Origin of the sequence: Brooklawnia cerclae, assembly GCF_011758645.1 — a bacterium.
GTDB lineage: Bacteria > Actinomycetota > Actinomycetes > Propionibacteriales > Propionibacteriaceae > Brooklawnia > Brooklawnia cerclae.
In genome coordinates, this window is the sequence record NZ_JAAMOZ010000001.1 from 534,618 (window position 1) to 555,000 (window position 20,383).

The 20,383-nt window shown below is 69.1% G+C and carries 20 protein-coding genes and 1 pseudogene; 18 read left to right on the forward strand and 3 right to left on the reverse strand.

All coding sequences use genetic code 11. The features are described 5' to 3' along the window. Positions 1-3 precede the first annotated feature (3 nt). Positions 4-378 (forward strand): holo-ACP synthase, encoded by a 375-nt coding sequence (locus FB473_RS02630; protein ID WP_167164579.1) that lies wholly within the window; start codon positions 4-6, stop codon positions 376-378. Further along, complete coding sequence (locus FB473_RS02635; RefSeq protein WP_167164580.1) at positions 375-1,811, forward strand: NAD(P)H-hydrate epimerase; 1,437 nt, start codon at positions 375-377, stop codon at positions 1,809-1,811. Before FB473_RS02630 ends, FB473_RS02635 begins: the two co-directional genes overlap by 4 nt. Before the next feature lie 3 nt (positions 1,812-1,814). Here the strand turns inward: FB473_RS02635 and FB473_RS02640 are convergent, their stop codons facing one another. Continuing rightward, complete coding sequence (locus FB473_RS02640; RefSeq protein WP_167164582.1) at positions 1,815-2,951, reverse strand: glycosyltransferase; 1,137 nt, start codon at positions 2,949-2,951, stop codon at positions 1,815-1,817. Between the two features lie 334 nt (positions 2,952-3,285). On the opposite strand from FB473_RS02640, the gene tsaE reads away from it, so the two are divergent. The 12 genes from tsaE (at position 3,286) to guaB (ending at position 15,006) form a co-directional block, all read left to right on the forward strand. Next, positions 3,286-4,248: a tRNA (adenosine(37)-N6)-threonylcarbamoyltransferase complex ATPase subunit type 1 TsaE gene (gene tsaE, locus FB473_RS18375; protein ID WP_341770006.1), complete on the forward strand. Its 963-nt coding sequence runs from the start codon at positions 3,286-3,288 to the stop codon at positions 4,246-4,248. Then, positions 4,245-4,922 carry a tRNA (adenosine(37)-N6)-threonylcarbamoyltransferase complex dimerization subunit type 1 TsaB gene (gene tsaB / locus FB473_RS02650; protein WP_341770007.1) on the forward strand — a complete coding sequence of 226 codons (678 nt, stop codon included), beginning with the start codon at positions 4,245-4,247 and terminating at the stop codon, positions 4,920-4,922. The genes tsaE and tsaB overlap by 4 nt, the downstream gene beginning before the upstream one ends. 4 nt (positions 4,923-4,926) lie before the next feature. Continuing rightward, a complete protein-coding gene (locus FB473_RS02655) occupies positions 4,927-5,403 on the forward strand; it encodes a GNAT family N-acetyltransferase (RefSeq protein ID WP_167164585.1) in 477 nt (158 codons plus the stop codon). Beyond that, entirely contained in the window at positions 5,404-6,450 is a 1,047-nt protein-coding gene (tsaD, locus tag FB473_RS02660) for a tRNA (adenosine(37)-N6)-threonylcarbamoyltransferase complex transferase subunit TsaD (protein ID WP_167164587.1), read from the forward strand. Positions 6,451-6,491: 41 nt separating this feature from the next. Continuing rightward, positions 6,492-7,256 (forward strand): SDR family NAD(P)-dependent oxidoreductase, encoded by a 765-nt coding sequence (locus tag FB473_RS02665; RefSeq protein ID WP_167164589.1) that lies wholly within the window; start codon positions 6,492-6,494, stop codon positions 7,254-7,256. Positions 7,257-7,259: 3 nt separating this feature from the next. Then, on the forward strand, positions 7,260-7,748 hold the full coding sequence (locus tag FB473_RS02670) for an NUDIX domain-containing protein (protein ID WP_167164591.1): 489 nt from the start codon (positions 7,260-7,262) through the stop codon (positions 7,746-7,748). Continuing rightward, the gene (locus FB473_RS02675; protein WP_341770008.1) at positions 7,745-8,887 is read left to right on the forward strand and encodes a class I SAM-dependent methyltransferase; all 1,143 of its coding nucleotides are present in this window, start codon (positions 7,745-7,747) and stop codon (positions 8,885-8,887) included. The genes FB473_RS02670 and FB473_RS02675 overlap by 4 nt, the downstream gene beginning before the upstream one ends. Before the next feature lie 161 nt (positions 8,888-9,048). Next, positions 9,049-9,909 carry a DUF559 domain-containing protein gene (locus tag FB473_RS18380; protein WP_167164593.1) on the forward strand — a complete coding sequence of 287 codons (861 nt, stop codon included), beginning with the start codon at positions 9,049-9,051 and terminating at the stop codon, positions 9,907-9,909. Positions 9,910-10,069: 160 nt separating this feature from the next. Then, positions 10,070-10,366 (forward strand): co-chaperone GroES, encoded by a 297-nt coding sequence (gene groES, locus FB473_RS02685; RefSeq protein WP_167164595.1) that lies wholly within the window; start codon positions 10,070-10,072, stop codon positions 10,364-10,366. A gap of 14 nt (positions 10,367-10,380) precedes the next feature. After that, positions 10,381-11,991 (forward strand): chaperonin GroEL, encoded by a 1,611-nt coding sequence (gene groL, locus FB473_RS02690; protein WP_167164597.1) that lies wholly within the window; start codon positions 10,381-10,383, stop codon positions 11,989-11,991. A gap of 86 nt (positions 11,992-12,077) precedes the next feature. After that, entirely contained in the window at positions 12,078-13,490 is a 1,413-nt protein-coding gene (gene mptB, locus FB473_RS02695; protein ID WP_167164599.1) for a polyprenol phosphomannose-dependent alpha 1,6 mannosyltransferase MptB, read from the forward strand. 4 nt (positions 13,491-13,494) lie between these two features. Next, entirely contained in the window at positions 13,495-15,006 is a 1,512-nt protein-coding gene (guaB, locus tag FB473_RS02700; protein ID WP_167168918.1) for an IMP dehydrogenase, read from the forward strand. Between the two features lie 15 nt (positions 15,007-15,021). Here guaB and FB473_RS02705 read toward each other — a convergent pair whose 3' ends face one another. Next, entirely contained in the window at positions 15,022-15,711 is a 690-nt protein-coding gene (locus tag FB473_RS02705; protein ID WP_167164601.1) for a TetR/AcrR family transcriptional regulator, read from the reverse strand. 85 nt (positions 15,712-15,796) lie between these two features. Between FB473_RS02705 and FB473_RS02710 the strand changes: the two genes are divergently transcribed. The 3 genes and pseudogenes from FB473_RS02710 to FB473_RS02720 form a co-directional block, all read left to right on the forward strand. Continuing rightward, positions 15,797-16,717, forward strand: coding sequence for an NAD-dependent epimerase/dehydratase family protein (locus tag FB473_RS02710; protein ID WP_167164603.1), 921 nt, complete (start codon positions 15,797-15,799; stop codon positions 16,715-16,717). Between the two features lie 33 nt (positions 16,718-16,750). Beyond that, a complete protein-coding gene (locus FB473_RS02715; RefSeq protein WP_167164605.1) occupies positions 16,751-17,854 on the forward strand; it encodes a GuaB3 family IMP dehydrogenase-related protein in 1,104 nt (367 codons plus the stop codon). Position 17,855: 1 nt separating this feature from the next. Further along, a pseudogene (locus tag FB473_RS02720) lies at positions 17,856-18,183 on the forward strand (chorismate mutase); the annotation flags it as partial. On the opposite strand, the gene epsC reads toward FB473_RS02720, so the two are convergent. Next, the gene (gene epsC, locus FB473_RS02725) at positions 18,154-18,708 is read right to left on the reverse strand and encodes a serine O-acetyltransferase EpsC (protein WP_341770009.1); all 555 of its coding nucleotides are present in this window, start codon (positions 18,706-18,708) and stop codon (positions 18,154-18,156) included. The pseudogene FB473_RS02720 and the gene epsC overlap by 30 nt on opposite strands. 88 nt (positions 18,709-18,796) lie before the next feature. Between epsC and guaA the strand changes: the two genes are divergently transcribed. Continuing rightward, positions 18,797-20,347, forward strand: coding sequence for a glutamine-hydrolyzing GMP synthase (gene guaA, locus FB473_RS02730; RefSeq protein WP_167164611.1), 1,551 nt, complete (start codon positions 18,797-18,799; stop codon positions 20,345-20,347). The last annotated feature ends 36 nt before the right edge of the window (positions 20,348-20,383 follow it).

The window sequence follows — 20,383 nt, forward strand, 5'->3', positions numbered from 1 at the left end:
GCGATGATCGTCGGGATCGGCGTCGACATCTGCCAGGTCGACCGGGTCGAGGCGATGTTGCGCCGGCGCCCCGGCATGCTCGGGCGCTTGTTCACCGATCAGGAGGCCCATCGCCCCGACGGCACACTGCGGACCCCCGCGTCCCTGGCCGCGAGGTTCGCGGCAAAAGAGGCCCTTGCCAAGGCACTGGGCTCCCCGGGCGGTATGGTCTGGGTGGACGCCGAGGTTCACTCCGGACCGGACGGGCGGCCGGTGTTCGAGACGAGGGGCACCGTTGCCGCGCTGATGGAGCGGCTGGGGGTCCGTCGGATCCAGCTCTCGCTGAGCCACGAGGCCGGCATGGCGGCGGCCTTCGTCGTATGTGAAGGGGAATCATGATCGGGGTGCACAGCGCTCAGGTGATCCGCGAGGCGGAAGACAGGTTCTTCGAGGAGAACCCTGGCGCCGACCTCATGCAGATCGCGGCCCGGGCGGTCAGCGACCGGGCGCGCGAGATGGCCCCGACAGGGGTGACTCTGGTCGTCGTCGGGCCTGGGAACAACGGCGGTGATGGGCTGTTCGCAGCTCGCAACCTCGCCGCGGCAGGGCGTCCCGCGGTGGCCTGGCTGGTGACCGGCCAGGCGCATCCGCAGGCCGTCATCGCCGCCCGTCAGGTGGGCGTCAAGTTCGTCGACTCGAGCACGGCGATGCACATGCTGCCCGACGTGATGCTCGTCATCGACGCCGTACTCGGCATCGGCGGGCGGCCCGGGTTGTTCCCCGTCGTCGAACGGTTCGCGACGGCCTGTGACGACCTGTGTATCCCGGTGCTGTCGGTCGACGTGCCCTCCGGCCTGTCGACCGACGAGGTGACCCCCACCGCGACCTCCTTCCGTGCCGCGCACACCGTCACGTTCGCCGCGCCCAAGCTGTGTCATGTCGGCGAGCCCGCGGCCGAGCGTTGCGGGTCGGTCGAAGTGATCGACGTCGGCCTGTCGTTGCCCGAGCCCGATGTGCGACGGTTGGACGAGGTCGACATCGCCCGCTGGTGGCCCTGGCCGACCGCCGTCGACGACAAGTACTCACGCGGGGTGCTGGGCATCGACACCGGCTCCGAGCGTTATCCGGGTGCCGCCGTGCTCTCGACGACCGGCGCACTGAACGCGGGCACGGGGATGATCCGTTTCGTGGGGCCGGAGCGTGCGGCGAACCTGATCCTCGACGCCATGCCCTCGGTGACGATCGGTCCCGGCCGCGTCGAGGCCTGGCTCATGGGCTGCGGCTGGGGCAAGCAGGATCGCGACGCCCATGCCGCGCGCCTCCAGGCGGCTCTCGAATCAGGGCTGCCCGCGGTGGTCGACGCGGACGCCCTCGAGCACCTGCCCAAGACCGTGCCGGACGGCTGGCTGCTGACGCCGCACGCAGGCGAGCTGGCCGCGATGCTCGGCGTCCACCGGCGCGTCGTCGAGGTCGATCCGATCCGACACGCACGGCAGGCGGCGGCGCGGTGGAACACGGCCGTTCTGCTCAAGGGGGCCACCCAGTACGTGGTGGAACCGTCCGGACGGGTGACGATCGCGGTTCCCGGGCCGGCATGGACGGCGCAGGCCGGATCGGGTGACGTCCTCGCGGGGATCTGCGGGATGCTGCTCGCGGCCGGGCTTCCCGCCTGGCAGGCGGGGGCACTGGGCGCCTCGGTGCAGGCCATGGCAGCGGCACACAAGCCTGGGCCGTTCCCTCCGGCCGTCATCGCACGCACACTGCCCGAAGTGCTCGGTGGGCTGTGGACGACCCTGCGGAGCCGGGCGTTCGTGCTTCCGGTGGAGCAGTAGGAATCAGGCGATGCGGGCGCCGACACTGGCGCCCAACTCGATGGCCGTCTCGTAGTGACCGATCAGCTCGTCGCAGAGCTTCGGCCACGTGCGGTCCTCGACGCGAACCCTGGCCGTGTGCCCGAACGCGGCCCGCTTGTACCCGTCGCCGACCAGATCGACCACGTACTGCCGCATCATCGACAGGTCGCCGGGGGTGTACAGCCAGCCGTTGTGTGACGGTGCGACGAGGTCTATCGGGCCACCCCGGCGCGGGGCGATCGTCGGCAGCCCGCAGGCCTGCGCCTCCTGGATCGCCTGGCCGAAGGTCTCCAACTCACCGGGGTGGACGAACAGGTCGACGCTCGCCAGGTGCCGGGGCAGATCGTCCCCGCGCCGCATGCCGACGAAGATCGCGTGGGGCAGTTGGCCCTCGACCTCGGCGCGAGCGGGGCCGTCCCCGATGATCACCATGCGGGTGCCCGGGATGTTGCTGAGCACCGCCAGGTCTCCCACCTGCTTCTCGGATCCCAGACGGCCCATGTAGCCGATGACGACCTCGCCGTTCGGCGCCCAGGAGTCGTGCAGCGCCTGGTCACGCTTCGACGGGCTGAACCGCTCGACGTCGACCCCGCGTCCCCACACCCCGACGCGCGAGAATCCCTGCTCGATGAGCTGGTCACGCGTGTAGCTCGACGGGGCGAGATTGATCGTGGCCATGTTGTGGAGCTTGCGCAGGTGGTGCCAGACGAGTGGTTCGGCGGCGGCGTAGCCGTACTGGACCGCGTACTGGGGCACCTCCGTCTGGTAGAGCGCGACGCTCGGCAGCCCGAGCTCGGCGGCCGCGAGGATTCCCTTGGAACCGAGCACCACGGGTGCCGCAAGATGCACGACGTCGGGCCCGAACTCTGCCAGGTGCTTCTCCACCTGGGCGGTCAGTGTCGCCGACAGGCGCATGTCGGGATACCAGGGCAGGGTGACCGAGGCCGTCGGGACGATGGGGAAGCCCGCGTAGGTCTCGGGCAGGCCACCCGGATGGTTGGGGGCGATGACCATGGCCTCGTTGCCGGTGCGCCGCAGGTGCTCGAGCACTCGGAGGACCGAGTTGGTGACCCCGTTGACCGAAGGCAGGAATGATTCCGTCACAAATGCAACGCGCACAGCCCCATGCTACGACCCCCGCGCGGACGAGGAGCTTTCCGCAAACGGGTCAGACGGGGAACGATGGGTGAACTTCTGGGAAAGTGACCCATTCACGCGAACCTGTAGGACGAGGCCCGTCTTGGGGCGATCCGCCCCCATCGCCTCGGCACCGGCATTGTGGTGCCTCTCGGGGTCACGAACCCCATGGCCGTGCCATCGCCGATTCGGACGACAAGGCGATCATCGCCCCGCCTCGCCAGGCCCGCTCGTCGCGCCCCGCACACGGTCCGAGGAAGGGACATCGGCACACACGATTGGGACGCCACGTTACACCGGCGTAAACTCGGCTGCCGTGACTGAGCAGGAGGGGCAGGCGGCGGGGGAGCCGACACTCCGGATCGCGGGGATCGGCGACGCCCCGTCGATGCTCCGCATCATCCGTGAGGCCTTCAGCGCTCGTCCCTCGCTGGACCCTCCGGCCGACGCATTCGGCGACGATCTCGCCGCGATCGCCGACCGGCTGGCGTCGCAGGTGGGCATCATCGCTTCCGTCGGCGGACGCGATGCTGGCTGCCTGTTCCTGTCGAGCCACGAGGACGGCGTCGGCATGCTGCACCGGGTCAGCGTCCTTCCCGATCAGCGCCAGCACGGCGTGGCCGCCGAGATGGTGCGTGCCGCGGCCCACGTGGCGCTCGACCTCGGCCTGCGCCGGATCCGGCTGATCGCACGCCGCGAGCTGCCGCAGATGGTTGCCTGGTGGGGCAAACACGGCTTCACGGTGGTCGACGAGCTCGACGAGCACCGCTACGTGTTGAGCACGGAACTGCCGGTGCGGGTCGTCGTGCCGACGGCCGATGACATGCGGCTCCTCGGGGTCCGTCTGGCCCGACTGATGCGCGCCGGCGACCTGGTCGTCGCCAGCGGTGAGTTGGGCGCCGGCAAGACCACCCTCACACAGGGCCTCGGCGAGGGCCTCGGCGTCGAGGGCCCGATCACCTCGCCCACATTCGTGCTCAGCCGCATTCACCCGGCGAGAAACGGTGGCCCCGCCCTGGTGCACGTGGACGCCTACCGGCTGGGCTCGGCGGCCGAACTCGAGGACATCGACCTGGATTCGTCCCTGGCCGAGACCATCACCATCGTCGAATGGGGCGAGGGCCTGGCCGAGGGACTGTCGGACGACCGGCTGGAGATCGAGATCGACCGCAGCGGGGATGTCGCCGACGACACTCGCACGGTTCTGCTGCGCGGCGTCGGTGAGCGCTGGCAAGGTGTTGATCTACAGGCTCTCGTACCCGATCAGGAGGCCCTGTGACGATCCCATCCGGTTGGACGCTGGCCATCGACACCGCGACCGGCATCAACGTCGGCCTGGCCCACGGAGGACAGCCGGTTGCCGCCCGATCCGAGGAGTCGTCCCGCAAGCATGTCGAGCTCCTGCAGCCGATGGTGGACGCGCTCCTCGCCGACGCCGGGGTCGTTCTCGGCGACCTGGACCGGATCGTGGTGGGCGTCGGGCCAGGGCCGTTCACCGGGCTCAGGATCGGCATCGTGACCGCCCGCACCCTCGGCTTCGTCACAGGCGTGCCGGTCCGCGGGGCCTGCACCCTGGACGCCATCGCCCTGCGCTGGTTCGCGGGCGGCGACTTCGCTCCGCCGCCCCCCGGCTCCGACGTCGTCGTCGCCACCGACGCCCGGCGCCACGAGTTGTACTGGGCGCGGTACGCCCCCTCGGGGGAACGCCTCGGTGCGCCCGAGGTGAGTGCTCCCGCGGATCTTCCCAACCTGCCCACCGCCGGTCCCGGCGTCGGTGCCGCGCCCACCCTCGACGCGGCGCTGCTGGCCGCCCGGATCGACGACCTGCCCGACGTGGGGCTGGAACCTCTCTACCTGCGCAAACCCGACGCGGAGCTGCCGCGTACCCGCAAGTCGGCCCTCGCCGGCGGACGCCTGCTGGCCCTGCCCACACCACCAACGCTGCCGAGGTGAACAGATGCTGATCTCCGCCGTCACCACCGCCGACCTGCCCGCACTGGTCGCCCTTGAGGAATCCGGGTTCGACAAGGGCGAGCGCTGGTCCATGGAGTCATGGCGTGCCGAGCTGGACGCGCCCGACCGCCTGGTGGTCATGAGCCACTCGATGGGCCGGGTCGAGGCCGCCGCGTCCTTCCGTGTGGTCGGCGACACCGCCGAGTTACTGAGAATCGTCGTCGCCCCCGAGTGCCGTCGCCGCGGGGCGGCCGGGCGTCTGCTGCAACTCGGGCTGGAATGGGCCGAGGCGGCCGGCGCCGATCGGATGCTGCTCGAGGTGCGCGACGACAACTCGCCGGCGCTCGCCCTCTACCGCCGGGCCGGGTTCGAGCCGATCGCCCGCCGCCAGAACTACTATCCGGGACACGACGCCGTGGTGATGGAGTTGGAACTCCGCCCGTGCGCGGCCGTGGGCCCCGGTGTTTGGGATGTGGCCTGAGTGAGTGGTCCCTTGGTGTTGGGCATCGAGTCCAGCTGCGACGAGACCGGCGTCGGAATCGTCCGGGGCACCGGCGAACTGCTCGCCAACGAGGTGGCCAGTTCGGTCGACCTGCATGCCCGGTTCGGTGGCGTGGTCCCCGAGGTCGCGTCCCGTGCCCATCTCGAGGCCATGGTGCCCACACTGGAACGCGCCCTGGCGAAGGCCGACGTCGATCTCACCGAGGTGGATGCCATCGCGGTGACCGCCGGGCCGGGTCTCATGGGATCGCTGGTCGTGGGGCTGGCAGCCGCGAAGGCTCTCGCGGCGTCCCTGCACAAACCGCTATACGGGCTCAACCACCTGGTGGGCCATGTGGGCGTGGACATGATCGAGCACGGCCCGCTCCCCGATCCGGTGCTCGCCCTGCTCGTGTCGGGCGGACACTCCCAGCTGCTGCTCGTCCGCGACATCGCCTCCGACATCACCGAGGTGGGGACGACCATCGACGACGCGGCAGGCGAGGCGTACGACAAGGTGGCCCGGCTGCTCGGCCTGCCCTACCCCGGCGGCCCCGTGATCGACCGGCTGGCCCAGCAAGGCGACCCTGCCGCGATCGCGTTCCCGCGCGGCCTGACCGCCCGGCACGATCTCGAACGACACCGCTTCGACTATTCCTTCTCGGGGCTCAAGACCGCGGTCGCACGGTACGTCGAGCAGGCCGAGGTCGACGGGCGCCCCATCAGCGTCCCCGATGTCGCCGCGTCCTTCCAGGAGGCGGTCGCCGACGTGCTGACCGCCAAGGCGATCGACGCGTGCCGGCACTTCGGGGTGGATCACATCGTCCTCGGCGGCGGGGTCGCCGCGAACTCGCGTCTTCGGGGGCTCATGGCCGAACGGGCGGACGACGCCGGTGTCGTGCTGCGCCGTCCACGTCCGGGCCTGTGCACCGACAACGGAGTCATGATCGCGGTGCTCGGTGCCGCAGTCGTCGAGGCCGGCCGTGATCCCAGCGACCCAGGTATCTCCGCGGACTCCGGTATGCCCGTCATGCGGGTGCTGGCCTGACCACTAGGCTGTTGTCACGCATACGAGCGAGGAGGCCCAGCATGTTCGACTTCAGCGGTCTGGTCGCGGTCATCACGGGGGCATCAAGCGGGCTCGGGGTGCAGTTCGCGAGGGCGCTCGCGGCTCAGGGTGCGAACCTGGTCCTGCTCGCCCGGAGGGTCCCGAAGCTCCAGGCGGTGGCCGACGAGGTGCGCGACATGTTCGGCGTCGAGGTGCTGCCGGTGGGTTGCGACGTCACGAATCTCGACCAGGTACGGGCCGCCGTCGATGCCGTGGACGCACGGTTCGGGCGTGCGGACATCCTGGTCAACAACGCGGGCACCGGCGGAGTCGCCCCTGCCCTCGACATGACCGACGAGCAGTGGGACGCCGACATCGCCCTCGACCTGACCGCCACCTTCCGAGTCACCCGCGAGTTCATGAACCGGCTCATCAAACGCTCCGACTGCGGCAGGGTCATCAACATCTCGTCCATGTACGGGCTGGTCGGCAACACGACCATACCGACGTCGGCCTACCACGCGGCCAAGGGTGGTGTGGTCAACCTGACGCGGGCCCTGGCAGCCGAGTGGGCGAAGGACAGCGTGACCGTCAACTGCATCTGCCCGGGATATTTCGAGACCGAGCTCACCGCCGAGGCCCTGAAGACCCCCGAGTTCCAGGAGTACGTCAAGCAGTGGGTGCCGCTGGGTCGCCAGGGAAAGGCCGGTGAGCTCAACACCGCGCTGCTGTTCCTCGCATCCCCCGAGTCCAGCTACGTGACCGGCACGAGCGTCGTCGTCGACGGCGGATACACCTGCGTCTGACCTGTGTCGTACAGCCCCGAACTGACCACGCTGGGTTTCGTCCTGTCGCCCGACCGGCGGCGGGTGCTCATGGTGCATCGCATCGGCCGGGCGGACGACGAGCAACTTGGCAAATGGAACGGCCTGGGCGGCAAGGTCGAGCGCGACGAGGACATCTGGACCGGTATGGCGCGCGAACTGCGCGAGGAGGCCGGCATCGAGGTGGTGTCGATGCGTCTGCGTGGCACGGTCAGCTGGCCCGGGTTCCACACCGACGGGTCGGACGTCCTCGGATTCGTCTTCGTGGTGGACGAGTGGACCGGCGATGTGCCCGAGCACAACGTCGAGGGCCCGCTGGCGTGGCAGCCGATCACGGCGCTGGCCGACCTACCGATGTGGGAGGGGGATCGCTACTTCCTGCCGCAGGTCTTCGACCCGGGCGTCGAGCAGTTCCATCTCGTCATCCCCTACCAGGGCGGACGTCCCCTCGGCTGGCACGGGACGATCAGGTGAGGCATCCGCTGTCGGCCGGTCAGGGGGCCGCGGCGCTCACCGCTGCGATGGCCGAGGACGATCCGGACTCGCTCGCGGCCGGAGCCCGCCTGCGCCGCGACTTCCCTGCGGAACTGGCTGCCGCGGCGCTCAGCCAGGCGTCGTTGCGGCGACGGGCCCGGGCAAAGTTCGGTGAGGCCGCGGGCGAGATGCTGTTCACGCCCGACGGGCTGGAGCAGGCGTCCCGGCCCGAGGTGGCGGCGTGGCGGGCCCGCAGGTTCGCGGAGGCCGGTGTGAGCCGCATCGTCGACCTGGGCTGTGGCATCGGTGCCGACGCGCTCGCCCTGGCGCATGCCGGGCTCGGGGTGGTAGCCGTCGAGCGCGATCCGGCGACCGCGGCCGTCGCGTCCGCCAACCTGGAGGGCACAGGGGCCACGGTGGTCGTGGCGGACGCGACCGAGGCCGCGTCCGATCTGCTCGGGCCCGGGACGGCTGTGTTCTGCGATCCCGCGAGACGCACCGGTCGGGGTCGGAGTTGGCGCGTCGAGGACTTCAGTCCGCCGTGGTCGTTCGTGTGCGGGCTGCTGGACGGGCGGCATGTGGCATGCGTCAAACTCGGGCCCGGTCTTCCGCGCGAGCTCGTTCCCGACGATGTCGAGGCCTGCTGGGTCTCCCATCGGGGCGATGTCGTCGAGGCGGGGCTGTGGCGCCTGCCGGGTGGCACGGCCGCGAGCGTGGCGGAGCTGCTGCCCTCCGGCGACCGTGTCGAAGGGACGGGACGGCGTCTGCCGGTCGCGGCACCCGGGCGGTACATCCTGGAACCCGATGGGGCGGTGATACGGGCGCGGGCAGTGGGCGACATCGTCCCGGGGGCCTGGTTGCTCGACGCCGAAGTCGCCTACCTCTCCACGGACGAGCCGGTGGTGACGCCTTTCGCGTCCGTCTTCGAAGTGCTGGAGACCATGGACACCAATGAGCGGACACTGCGTACCTGGGTTCGTGAGCATCACATCGGGACGTTGGAGATCAAGAAGAGAGCCCTCGATCTCGATCCGGCCGCCCTGCGGCGCCGGCTGCGGCCGGCCGGGCCTCATCAGGCGACTCTGATCCTCGCCCGCACGGTGCACGGGGCTCGTGCCTTCGTCGTCCGGCGGGTCTGAGGGACAAACCGCGAGAAAATCTGACGCTCGTTAGGCTGATCGGGGTTCGGCGGGCCGATATTTCGATCCGCCGTCAGATTCTCTTGTGGATAGCCGATAAATCCCGGATCGCCCCTGTGGATAACCCCTGCCGAGGACGATCTGCACCCGACAGTTGGGTTGTGGATGAGGAATTGTGGCATCGGCTTCGCGAAGAAGGGGTTCTGGTGCGCCGCAAGGCAGGGAGGCTCAGGGCGTCGCTCGATCACGCAGCCAGCGCAGGTCTGCTCAAGTCCGTGTTGCCGGGGGTGATGGTCGCCGCGGAGACCGACATCACGTGGCAGGTCCGGGCCCTGGCGGCCTGCGCCTATGCCGACGACGCTGTCATCACCGGCGAGGCGGCGGCAGCTCTGGGGTACTGGCACCGATGCATGGTGCACGAAGTGACGGCTTTTCACAGGAACGCCGTGGGCAGCGGCAATGCTGTGCGCTGGCACCGGCGGGCTGTACCGCCGGAGTGGATCGTCCGTCGAGGGACACTCAGGTTCGCGCACCCTGCCTACGCTGCGGTCGACCTCGCGGGTTCCGGTGCGTCCTCCGCCATCGACGAGGCCCTGCGCTCGGGTTGTCAGTTGACGCAACTGTGGGAGGCGTTCGCGGCGATGCCCGGCCGCCGCGGAAACAGTGAACGACGGGCACTTCTGCTGGATTCGCGCGACGAACCGTGGAGTGAGGCCGAGCGGCTCGCGCACCGGATCCTGCGCCGGGCGAACCTCGAGGGCTGGCAGACCAATGTGCGTGTGGGGGACTACTTCCTGGATATCGCATGGAAGCGCAAACGGGTCTGCCTGGAGGTCGATGGATTCGAGTATCACGGTGGACGTGCAGGGTTCGAGGCGGACCGGTTGCGTGACCAAGTGCTGGCCTCGTTGGGCTGGGTCGTGGTCCGTGTCACCTGGGCGCAGTTGCAGTCCGATCCCGAAGGGTTTCTGCGGCGTCTGCGCGGGGTTCTGCGCAAGCGGCGGAGGCCGATGGCAGCATGACGTCGCGGCCTTGGCACTCAGGTTGTGTGAGTGCCAAGGCGGGGCTAATGTGATTCCTGGCACTCGAATGCGTCGGGTGCCAACGACGGAACGGCCCCGCGACGACGTCCCGTTCGTTTTCGAAGTTGAACACCTCTGGACAACAAGAAAGGGGTTTGACGTGGCAACCACGATCAAGCCGCTCGAGGACCGCGTCCTCGTCGAACCGCTCGAGGCCGAGACCACCACCGCTTCGGGCCTGGTCATCCCCGATACCGCCAAGGAGAAGCCGCAGGAGGGCAAGGTCATCGCCGCCGGCCCCGGCCGCGTGGACGACAAGGGCGTTCGTGTGCCCATGGACGTCAAGGATGGCGACGTGATCATCTTCAGCAAGTACGGTGGCACCGAGGTCCGTTACGACGGCAGGGACCTTCTGCTGCTCAACGCGCGCGACATCCTCGCCGTCGTCGAGAAGTGAGGCATTGATACCTCATGGCCAAGGAACTCCTGTTCGATGAGGATGCTCGTCGCTCCCTCGAGCGCGGCGTGGACACCCTCGCCAACACCGTCAAGGTGACGCTCGGCCCCAAGGGCCGCTACGTCGTCCTCGACAAGAAGTACGGTGCGCCGACCATCACGAACGACGGTGTGACCGTCGCGAAGGATGTCGAGCTCGCCGATCCGTACGAGAACCTCGGTGCCCAGCTCGCCAAGGAGGTCGCGACCAAGACCAACGACGTGGCGGGTGACGGAACGACCACCGCCACCGTGCTGGCGCAGGCCCTGGTGCACGAGGGCCTGCGGGCCGTCGCTTCCGGCGCCAACCCCGTGGGTCTCAAGCGCGGCATCGACAAGGCCGTTGAGGCGATCACCACCGAGTTGCGTTCCGTGGCTCGCGAGGTCGACAGCGCCGACGACATGGCGAATGTCGCGACGATCAGCTCGCGGGACGAGGAGATCGGCGGCATCATCGCCCAGGCCTTCGACAAGGTCGGCAAGGACGGCGTCATCACCGTCGAGGAGTCGAACACGTTCGGCACCGAGCTCGACTTCACCGAGGGCATGCAGTTCGACAAGGGCTACATCTCGGGCTACTTCGTGACCGATCAGGACCGCCTGGAGGCCGTCCTCGACGATCCGTACATCCTGATCAACCAGGGCAAGATCAGCAACATGAACGAGCTGCTGCCGATCCTCGAGAAGGTCATCGCGGCGCACGGCCAGCTGGTCATCATCGCCGAGGACGTCGACGGCGAGGCTCTGTCGACGCTCGTGGTCAACAAGATCCGCGGCACCTTCACCTCCGTCGCCGTCAAGGCTCCGGCCTTCGGCGATCGTCGCAAGGCCATCCTTCAGGACATCGCGATCCTCACCGGCGGCCAGGTGGTCGCCCCCGAGATCGGCCTGAAGCTCGATCAGGTCGGGCTGGAGGTGCTCGGCCGCGCCCGTCGCGTGGTCGTCGCCAAGGATGCGACCACCATCGTCGACGGCGCAGGCGACCAGGCCGAGGTCAAGGGCCGGGTCGAGCAGCTGCGTGCCGAGATGGAGCGCACGGATTCCGACTGGGACCGCGAGAAGCTCGCCGAGCGGGTCGCCAAGCTCGCCGGTGGCGTCTGCGTGATCAAGGTCGGCGCGGCCACCGAGGTCGAGCTGAACGAGAAGAAGCACCGTATCGAGGACGCCGTGTCGGCCACTCGCGCGGCCATCGAGGAGGGCATCGTCGCTGGTGGCGGCGCTGCGCTCGTCCATGCCGTCAAGGTGCTCGACTCGGTCGAGACCGCGGACTCGGACGAACAGGTCGGCGCCCAGATCGTCGGCAAGGCCGTCGTCGAGCCGTTGCGTTGGATCGCGGAGAACGGCGGCGAGCCGGGCTACGTGATCGTGTCGAAGGTCGCCGAACTGGACGACCCGAACGCGGGCTACAACGCGAAGACCGGCGAGTACGGGAACCTCATCGACCAGGGCGTCATCGACCCGGTCAAGGTCACCCGTTCCGCGCTGGCCAACGCCGCGTCGATCGCCTCTCTGCTCCTCACCACCGAGGCCATCGTGGTGGAGAAGAAGGAAGAGGACGACGAGCAGGCCGCAGCGCACGCGCACTGACCGGCCCAGCCGGTAGTACGGCACACTGATCCGGGCCCTGCCCCGTGGACGCGATCCACGTGGGCAGGGCCCGGTACTCTTCGAGGGTGCTGATTCGCCGCGATGAGCTGCTGGGGCTGGCAGGCAGCCTGCTGCTGGCGGCGTCGGCCTGGCTCGCCTCTCCCTGGGGCCTGGGCTTCGCGTCCCGGGAGAATCCGGTAGGCGTCACCGTCGTGCAGACGGTGCCGGCGGTCCTGGGCCTCGGTGCTCTGTTCCTCGCCTGGGTCGGGATCCGCGACGCGGATCGGCGCACGGCCTGGCGGGCCTTCACGCTGTGGAGCGTCCCGCTCGTACTGGCTCCCGCGCTGCTCAGCAAGGACGCCTGGGCCTACCTCGACCAGGGGTGGATCGTCGCGCAGGGGTTCGATCCCTATTCCACGGGGCTCGCGACGATCGGCGGGCCGTTCGCCGACCGGGTGGACTCGTACTGGCAGGGGACGACACCTGTCTACCCGGCTGGGGCGCTGCTCGTCCAGGCGGGCGTGGTGGTGGCAAGCGGCGCCGACCCGTTCTGGTCGCTCATGGCGATGCGCCTGCCGGCACTGACGTCGGTGGTGGTGATCGGGACTCTCGTCCCACGGATCGCCGAACTGACAGGGCACGGCGCCGATCGCGCTCGTTGGGGGTCGCTGCTCAACCCATTGGTCATCGTCTATTTCGTGGGCGGCATGCACAACGACGCGTGGGCGCTCGCCCTCGCGGTGACCGGCGTCTGGCTGGCCGCCCGATGGCGGTCCGCGATCGCCTGGTTGGCGGCTGCCGCCCTGGTCGGCCTCGGGATGAGTGTGAAGCAGCCCGTCGGGCTCATGGCGGTAGCCGTGGCGATGCTCGGCATCGCCCTGCCAGGAGGCACCCCACCTCGTCGAGCGTGGCGCGAGGCGATCCGTCCGGCCCTGTGGCGGGTGCCGGTGGCGGTCGCCGTGACATTGGCCACGTTCGGGGCCGTGTCCGCGTCGACGGGCTGGGGACTGGGATGGGCGAGGGGATCGGGAACCCCCTATTCGACCGGCAATCCCTCACTGCCCCGCACGGTGGCCGCTACTGCGGCGCTCGTGACCGGGCGTCCGCTGGCCGACTGCCTGGCGATCGTCGGGCCGGTCTTCGTCCTCGCCGGCGTGGGCGTCATGGCCTGGCTCGGCTGGCGCTGCGGCGCGACGCGTCCTGTCGCCTTCGTCGCTTGGGCGCTCGTCGTGTTCGCGTTCGCGACCCCGAGCCTGCAGCCCTGGTACGTGCTGTGGGGCGGGGTTCTGCTGGGGGCGGTGGGGCACGACTCCCGCATCGAGGGCTGGGCTGTCGCCGTCGTGGGCGGGCTGTTCGCCCTCAGCGTCTGCCTGGAGACGGCGGGGCTGCCGATTCCGGTGGGGCAGGGCGTGGCGGTGGTGGTCGTGCTGCTGCTGCGGCGGTGGGCGCGAGATAGTATGGCGGCTCGACCAGATGACGAGGGGTATGTGAGTGACTGACCAGTTGACGCCTGCCGGAGTGCCACCACTGTTCGAGACGCTTGGACTCACCTTCGATGATGTCCTGCTCCAGCCCCGGGAATCCGATGTGATCCCCAGTGAGGTCGACACTTCCTCAAGAGTCAGCCGTCGCATCACGCTGAAGATGCCGTTCCTGTCGGCGGCCATGGACACCGTCACCGAGCAGCGCATGGCAATCGCCATGGCACGTGAGGGTGGTCTCGGGATACTTCATCGCAACCTGTCGATCGTCGAGCAGGCCCACATGGTCGATCAGGTCAAACGGTCCGAGGCCGGCATGATCGACGAACCGATCACGATCAGCCCGGACGCGACGATCGCCGACGCCGACGAGCTCTGCGCCACCTACCGCATCTCCGGCATCCCGGTCGTCGACGACGACATGGTGCTGCTGGGCATCATCACCAACCGTGACATGCGTTTCGAGACGGACCCGACCCGGCTGGTGGGCGCGGTCATGACGCCGATGCCCCTGGTCACGGCGCCTGTCGGTACGAGGGGCGACGACGCCCTGAAGCTGCTGGCCGCCCACAAGATCGAGAAGCTCCCCCTGGTGGACGATCAGGGGCGCCTCAAGGGTCTCATCACGCTGAAAGACTTCGCGAAGTCCGACCGGTACCCCAATGCGAGCAAGGACGAGCAGGGCCGGCTGCGCGTCGGTGCGGGCGTCGGGGTGTTCGGGGACGCCTGGGAGCGGGCGATGGCCCTGGTGGAGGAGGGTGTCGACCTGCTGGTCGTCGACACCGCCCATGGGCATTCGCGTGCGGAGGTCGAGTTCATCACGCGGTTGAAGGCCGACCCGGCCGCGGCCGGGGTGGACGTCATCGGCGGCAATGTGGCCACGTTCGAGGCCGCGGAGGCTCTCATCGCCGCCGGCGCGGACGGCATCAAGGTGGGGGTCGGACCGGGATCGATCTGTACCACCCGCGTGGTCGCCGGAGTGGGCGTCCCTCAGATCACCGCGATCTACAACGCTTCCCGGGCGGCGAAGGCTGCGGGAGTGCCGGTGATCGGGGACGGTGGCCTGCAGTATTCCGGCGACACCGCCAAGGCGATCGTGGCGGGTGCCGACACGGTGATGCTCGGCTCGCTGCTGGCGGGTTGCGACGAGAGTCCCGGCGAGCTGGTCTTCATCAACGGCAAGCAGTTCAAGAGCTACCGCGGCATGGGCTCGCTGGGCGCCATGGCCACGCGCGGTCGGCACATGAGCTATTCGAAGGATCGGTACTTCCAGGACGACGTCACGAGCAACGACAAGATCATCCCCGAGGGCATCGAGGGACAGGTTCCTTATCGCGGCCCGCTCGGCCAGGTGATCTATCAGCTCGCAGGCGGCCTGCACCAGTCGATGTTCTATTGCGGCGCCCGCACCGTGCCCGATCTCCAGAGCAACGGGCGTTTCGTCCGTATCACGTCGGCCGGGTTGCGCGAGTCTCACCCACACGACATCCAGATGACGGTCGAGGCGCCCAACTACGCGTCCAACAAGGGGTGAGCGGGCCCGGGCGGCTCACAGCCCGATGGCCTGCCCGGTGCGGCGCGCGATCTCGTCGAGGTAGTCGTCCGTGTGCTCGATGGATCCGACGAAGTGGCCGTGCAGTTCGTGGCCGATCGTCCCCACCAGTTCCGTCCATGCTCGTAGGACCCCGAGGATGACGGAGTCGGGCAGCGTGCCGGGGTCCACCTCGTAGCCCTGATCGGACAGCCAGCCGCGCACCCGGTCGAGGTCGGACGCGAGCCCGGCGTCGGTCACCGGGGAAGGGTCCACGCGCCCCGGTGCGGTCAGGGCGGTGCGGATCAGGGGCGCGAGGATCCTGGTGGCGGGGCCGATCGTGGTCTCCGGGGCGATGTAGCCGACCACGGGTGACCCGTAGATGAGGTCGAACTGGTGCGGGTGCGCCTTCGCCCAATCACGGACCGCGCGGAAGATGGCCAGCCAACGCTCCGCGGGCGCACCGACCGATCGCTCGCCGGATTCGGCTGCCTGGCCGATGGCGAGATATGCCTCGATGATGAGCCCCGTCAGCAACTGATCGCGGTCCGCGTAGTACCGGTAGAGCGCTCCGACGGTGACGCCGACCCGAGCCGCGACGCGCCGCATCGACAGGCCGGAGGCACCCGTGGCGGCGAGTTCCTCCCGGGCCGCCACGGCTATCCGCTCGCGCATGGCCGCCGTCTGCTCGTCCGATCGTCTGGGCATGCCACAACGATGCCATGCCTTCTTGACGTGGTGAACAGTGCTCACCTAAGTTTGTTGTGAACACTGTTCACTATAGGAGGTCGCCATGCACGCACTCGTCGTCGGAGCAGGCCCGCTCGGCCGCTCCGCCACCGCCCACCTGGTTGCCGACGACCATCGCGTCACGCTGGTCACACGCTCGGCGACATCCCTGCCCGGCGCCCGGCCGCTGGCGGCGGACGTCACATCGGCCGATCTTCCCGCCCGGCTGCCCGATGACATCGAGGCGGTCGTCGCCTGCTGCAACTTTCCGTACGGTCGCTGGGACCGGTACTGGCCGTCGGCGATACGCAACCTGATCGCCGCCGCCGAGCGATCCGGTGCCGTCCTCGTCCTCGCGGGCAATCTGTACGCCTACGCGCCGCCGACCCGCCCGATGCGTGAGACCGATCCCCAGACCTCGACCACGATCAACGGACGCGTCCGCGCCCTGGTGTGGAGCGAGGCGATGACAGCCCACGAGGCCGGACGCGTTCGCGTGGTCGAGGTGCGCGGCTCGGACTACGTGGGGCCGGGAGCAGGAGCGAACTCGCATGCGACGCGCGTCGTCCCCGCGGTGCTGGGCGGCGGCACGGCTCGCCCGCTGGGCGATCCCGAACAGCCACACACCTGGACGGCGGTGGACGACTTCGGCCGTTTGCTGGCCAGGGCCACCCGCGACGAGGCGATGTGGGGCCGGGCGTGGCACGTGCCGAGCGCCCCGGCGGTGTCGATGCGGGAGTACTGCAACGCCCTGCGCGCCACCGCGGGCCTCCCCGGCCCGGCGCGGGTCTCGGCGCTCCCGGGCTGGGTCGTGCGGTCGGCCGGCCTGGTCAGCGCCGACCTCAGGTCCGTCGGCCAGCAGCTCTACCAGTTCGAGCGACCGTTCGTCATGGACGACTCGGATGCGCGCACGATGCTCGGCGAGAGCCACACCGACTTCGACCAGACGCTGGCGGCCGTCGTGGCGCAGGCCGACCGACGCTAGATTGGTCAGGCGGCAAACCGAATCGGAGGGACCATGTACGACATCGGACGAAGCAAGCGCGCGGCGAGGGCGTTCTCACTGGACGATGTGGCGATCATGCCGACGCGTCGTACGCGAGGCATCGAGACCGTCGACCTGAGCTGGCGCATCGACGCGATCAGCTTCGACTTCCCGATGGTGGCCGCCCCGATGGACTCCGTCATGAGCCCGCAGACCGCGATCGCCTTCGGGCGGCTCGGTGGCCTGGGTGTGCTCAACCTCGAGGGATTGTGGACGCGTTACGACGATCCGGTTCCGCTGCTCGAGGAACTGACGTCGATCGACGACGAACGCGCCGCGACCCGCAGGATGCAGGAGGTCTACGCCGAGCCGATCAAGGCCGAGCTGATCACCGAGCGCATGCGCGAGATCCGCGAGGCGGGTGTGCCGGTGGCAGGCGCGCTCAGCCCGCAGAACACCCAGGAGTTCGCCGACGTCGTCGAGAACGCGGGTGTCGACTTCTTCGTCATCCGTGGCACCGCGGTGAGCGCTCAGCACGTCTCGGACGCGCTGGAGCCGCTCGATCTCGCGAAGTTCATCTACGAACTCGACGTGCCCGTCATCGTGGGTGGCTGTGCCACCTACCAGACCGCCCTCCACCTGATGCGCACGGGTGCGGCCGGCATCCTCGTCGGGTTCGGTGGCGCGGCCACTTCGACCAACGCCCAGGTCGTCGGCATCGAGGTGCCCATGGCCACGGCGATCTCGGACGTGGCCGAGGCGCGTCGCGACTACCTGGACGAGTCGGGTGGACGCTACGTCCACGTCATCGCCGACGGTTCGATGGGGCATTCCGGCGACATCGTCAAGGCACTGGCCTGCGGTGCGGACGCCGCCATGCTGGGCACCCCGCTGGCACGTGCCAGCGACGTCCCGGGCGCCGGCTGGCACTGGGGCCCGGAGGCCTGGCATCAGACGCTGCCGCGCGGACGCCGCGTCCGCATGGAGCCGGTCGGGACGCTGGAGGAGGTCGTCCTGGGGCCCTCGCACACTCCTGACGGGACGATGAACCTGGCCGGGGCGCTACGTCGCGCGATGGCGTCGACGGGCTACACCGACGTCAAGTCGTTCCAGCGGATCGATCTGATCGTCCACTGACATGGCTGCCGACACCGGACAGATCCCCCCCGAGCTCTCCCAGCTCCGGGGGAGCATCGACAACCTCGACTCGGCCCTGATCCACATCATGGCCGAGCGCTTCAAGATCACCAAGCGAGTGGGGCGGCTCAAGGCCGAGTTGGGGCTCCCTCCGGCCGATCCGACTCGCGAGCAGCAGCAGATCGCCCGGTTGCGGGAGCTGGCCATTGATGCCGACCTCGACCCGGAGTTCGCCGAGAAGCTCCTGGGCTTCATCGTCAGCGAGGTGGTGCGTCACCACACCCAGATCGCCGACGACGTCAGGCGATGACGTCGCCCTTGTGAACGCTGCTCGGGATCCCGACGACGACCGAGCCCGGGGCCACATCCTTGACGACCAGGGCGTTCGCGCCGATCTTGGCGTCGTCCCCCACGGTGATGTCACCGATGACCTTGGCCCCGGCGCCGATGAGGACGCGGTTGCCGATCGTGGGATGGCGCTTGAAGCGCCCGCGGGCACGGCCCCCGAGGGTCACCTGGTGGTACATGAGCACGTCGTCCCCGATGATGGCGGTCTCGCCGATCACCACGCCCATACCGTGGTCGATGAAGAACCGTCGCCCGATGGTCGCCCCGGGGTGGATCTCGATCCCCGTGGTGAAGCGGGCGAACTGGCTGAGCAGCCGGGCCGGGAAGCGCAGCGGCTCCACCTGCCACATACGATGGGCGATCCGGTACATCCAGATCGCATGGACCCCGGAGTAGGCGATGGCGATCTCGATCTTGGAGCGTGCCGCGGGGTCCTCGCGCTGGGCCGCGGACAGGTCCTCATTGACGCGCGAGGCGATCGCGCGGATCGTCGAGTAGATGCTCACGGGTCCATCCAATCACCCGCCGATAGCCCAGTCGAGTTCGAAGGTGGCGTTGAACGCCGATTCCCGACCTTGTCATAGACTTCGGCCCATGCCCAATGATCTCGTGATCGTCGTCGACTTCGGCGCCCAGTACGCGCAGCTGATCGCCCGCAGGGTGCGCGAGGCGCACGTGTACTCCGAGATCATGCCGCACACGGCGTCCGCGGCCGAGATCATGGCGCGCGGGCCGAAGGCCGTGATCCTGTCCGGGGGACCGCAATCGGTCTACGTCGAAGGGGCTCCGCAGATCGATCCCGGGCTCTTCGGCACAGGGTTGCCCGTGTTCGGGATCTGCTACGGCTTCCAGGCCATGGCCCAGGCGCTGGGCGGCGAGGTGCGCCGCACCGAGACCTCGGAGTTCGGGCGCACCGCCGTCCGCTTGGACGACCAGGAGTCGTCGTTCACCGACGGCCTGCCGGTGCAGTTCAACGTCTGGATGAGTCACGGGGACGCGGTGACGCGCGCACCCGAGGGGTTCATCGAACTCGCCCGCAGCATCGGGGCCCCCGTGGCGGCGTTCGTCGACGCGGGACGGCGCCTCGCCGGCGTCCAGTGGCACCCGGAGGTCATGCACAGCGAGTACGGGCAGCAGGTGCTGGAGAACTTCCTGTTCGGCATCGCGGGGTGCACCCCCGATTGGACGAGCGCGAACTTCGTCTCCGAGCAGGTGCAGCGCATCCGTGAGCAGGTCGGTGACCGCAAGGTGCTGTGCGCGTTGTCGGGCGGCGTCGATTCCGCGGTGGCCGCCGCCCTGGTGCAACGGGCCATCGGCAGTCAGCTGACATGTGTGTTCGTCGACCACGGCCTGTTACGCAAGGGTGAGGCGGAGCAGGTGCGCGAGGACTTCGTGGCCTCCACCGGGGTCGACCTCGTGGTCGCCGACGAGCAGGAGCGCTTCCTCAGCGCGCTGGCGGGGGTGACCGAACCGGAGGCCAAGCGCAAGATCATCGGGCGTGAGTTCATACGCAGCTTCGAGGCCGTCGCCCGTTCGGTCACGGGCGCCAAGGGAGTGGACTTCCTCGTCCAGGGGACGCTGTACCCCGACGTGGTCGAGTCCGGTGGCGGGGACGGCGCGGCCAACATCAAGAGCCACCACAATGTCGGCGGGCTGCCGGACGACCTGAGCTTCACCCTCATCGAGCCGTTGCGCACCTTGTTCAAGGACGAGGTGCGCGCGGCGGGCCTCGAACTGGGGCTCCCGGACGAGATCGTCTGGCGCCAGCCGTTCCCCGGGCCCGGCCTGGCGATCCGCATCATCGGTGAGGTCACGGCCGATCGGCTCGATCTGCTGCGTGAGGCCGACGCCATCGCTCGCGCGGAACTCACCGCAGCAGGACTGGACCGTAACGTGTGGCAGATGCCGGTCGTCCTGCTCGCCGACGTCAACTCGGTGGGGGTGCAGGGTGACGGACGAACCTATGGCCACCCGATCGTCCTGCGTCCGGTCGCCAGCGAGGACGCGATGACCGCCGACTGGTCGCGTCTGCCCTACGACGTCCTGGAACGGATCAGCACGCGCATCACCAATCAGTGCCGTCAGATCAACCGCGTCGTCCTCGACGTCACCAGCAAGCCGCCGGCGACCATCGAATGGGAGTGAGGGCTCCGGGGCGCTGACCCCGCGCCATGGCAGACT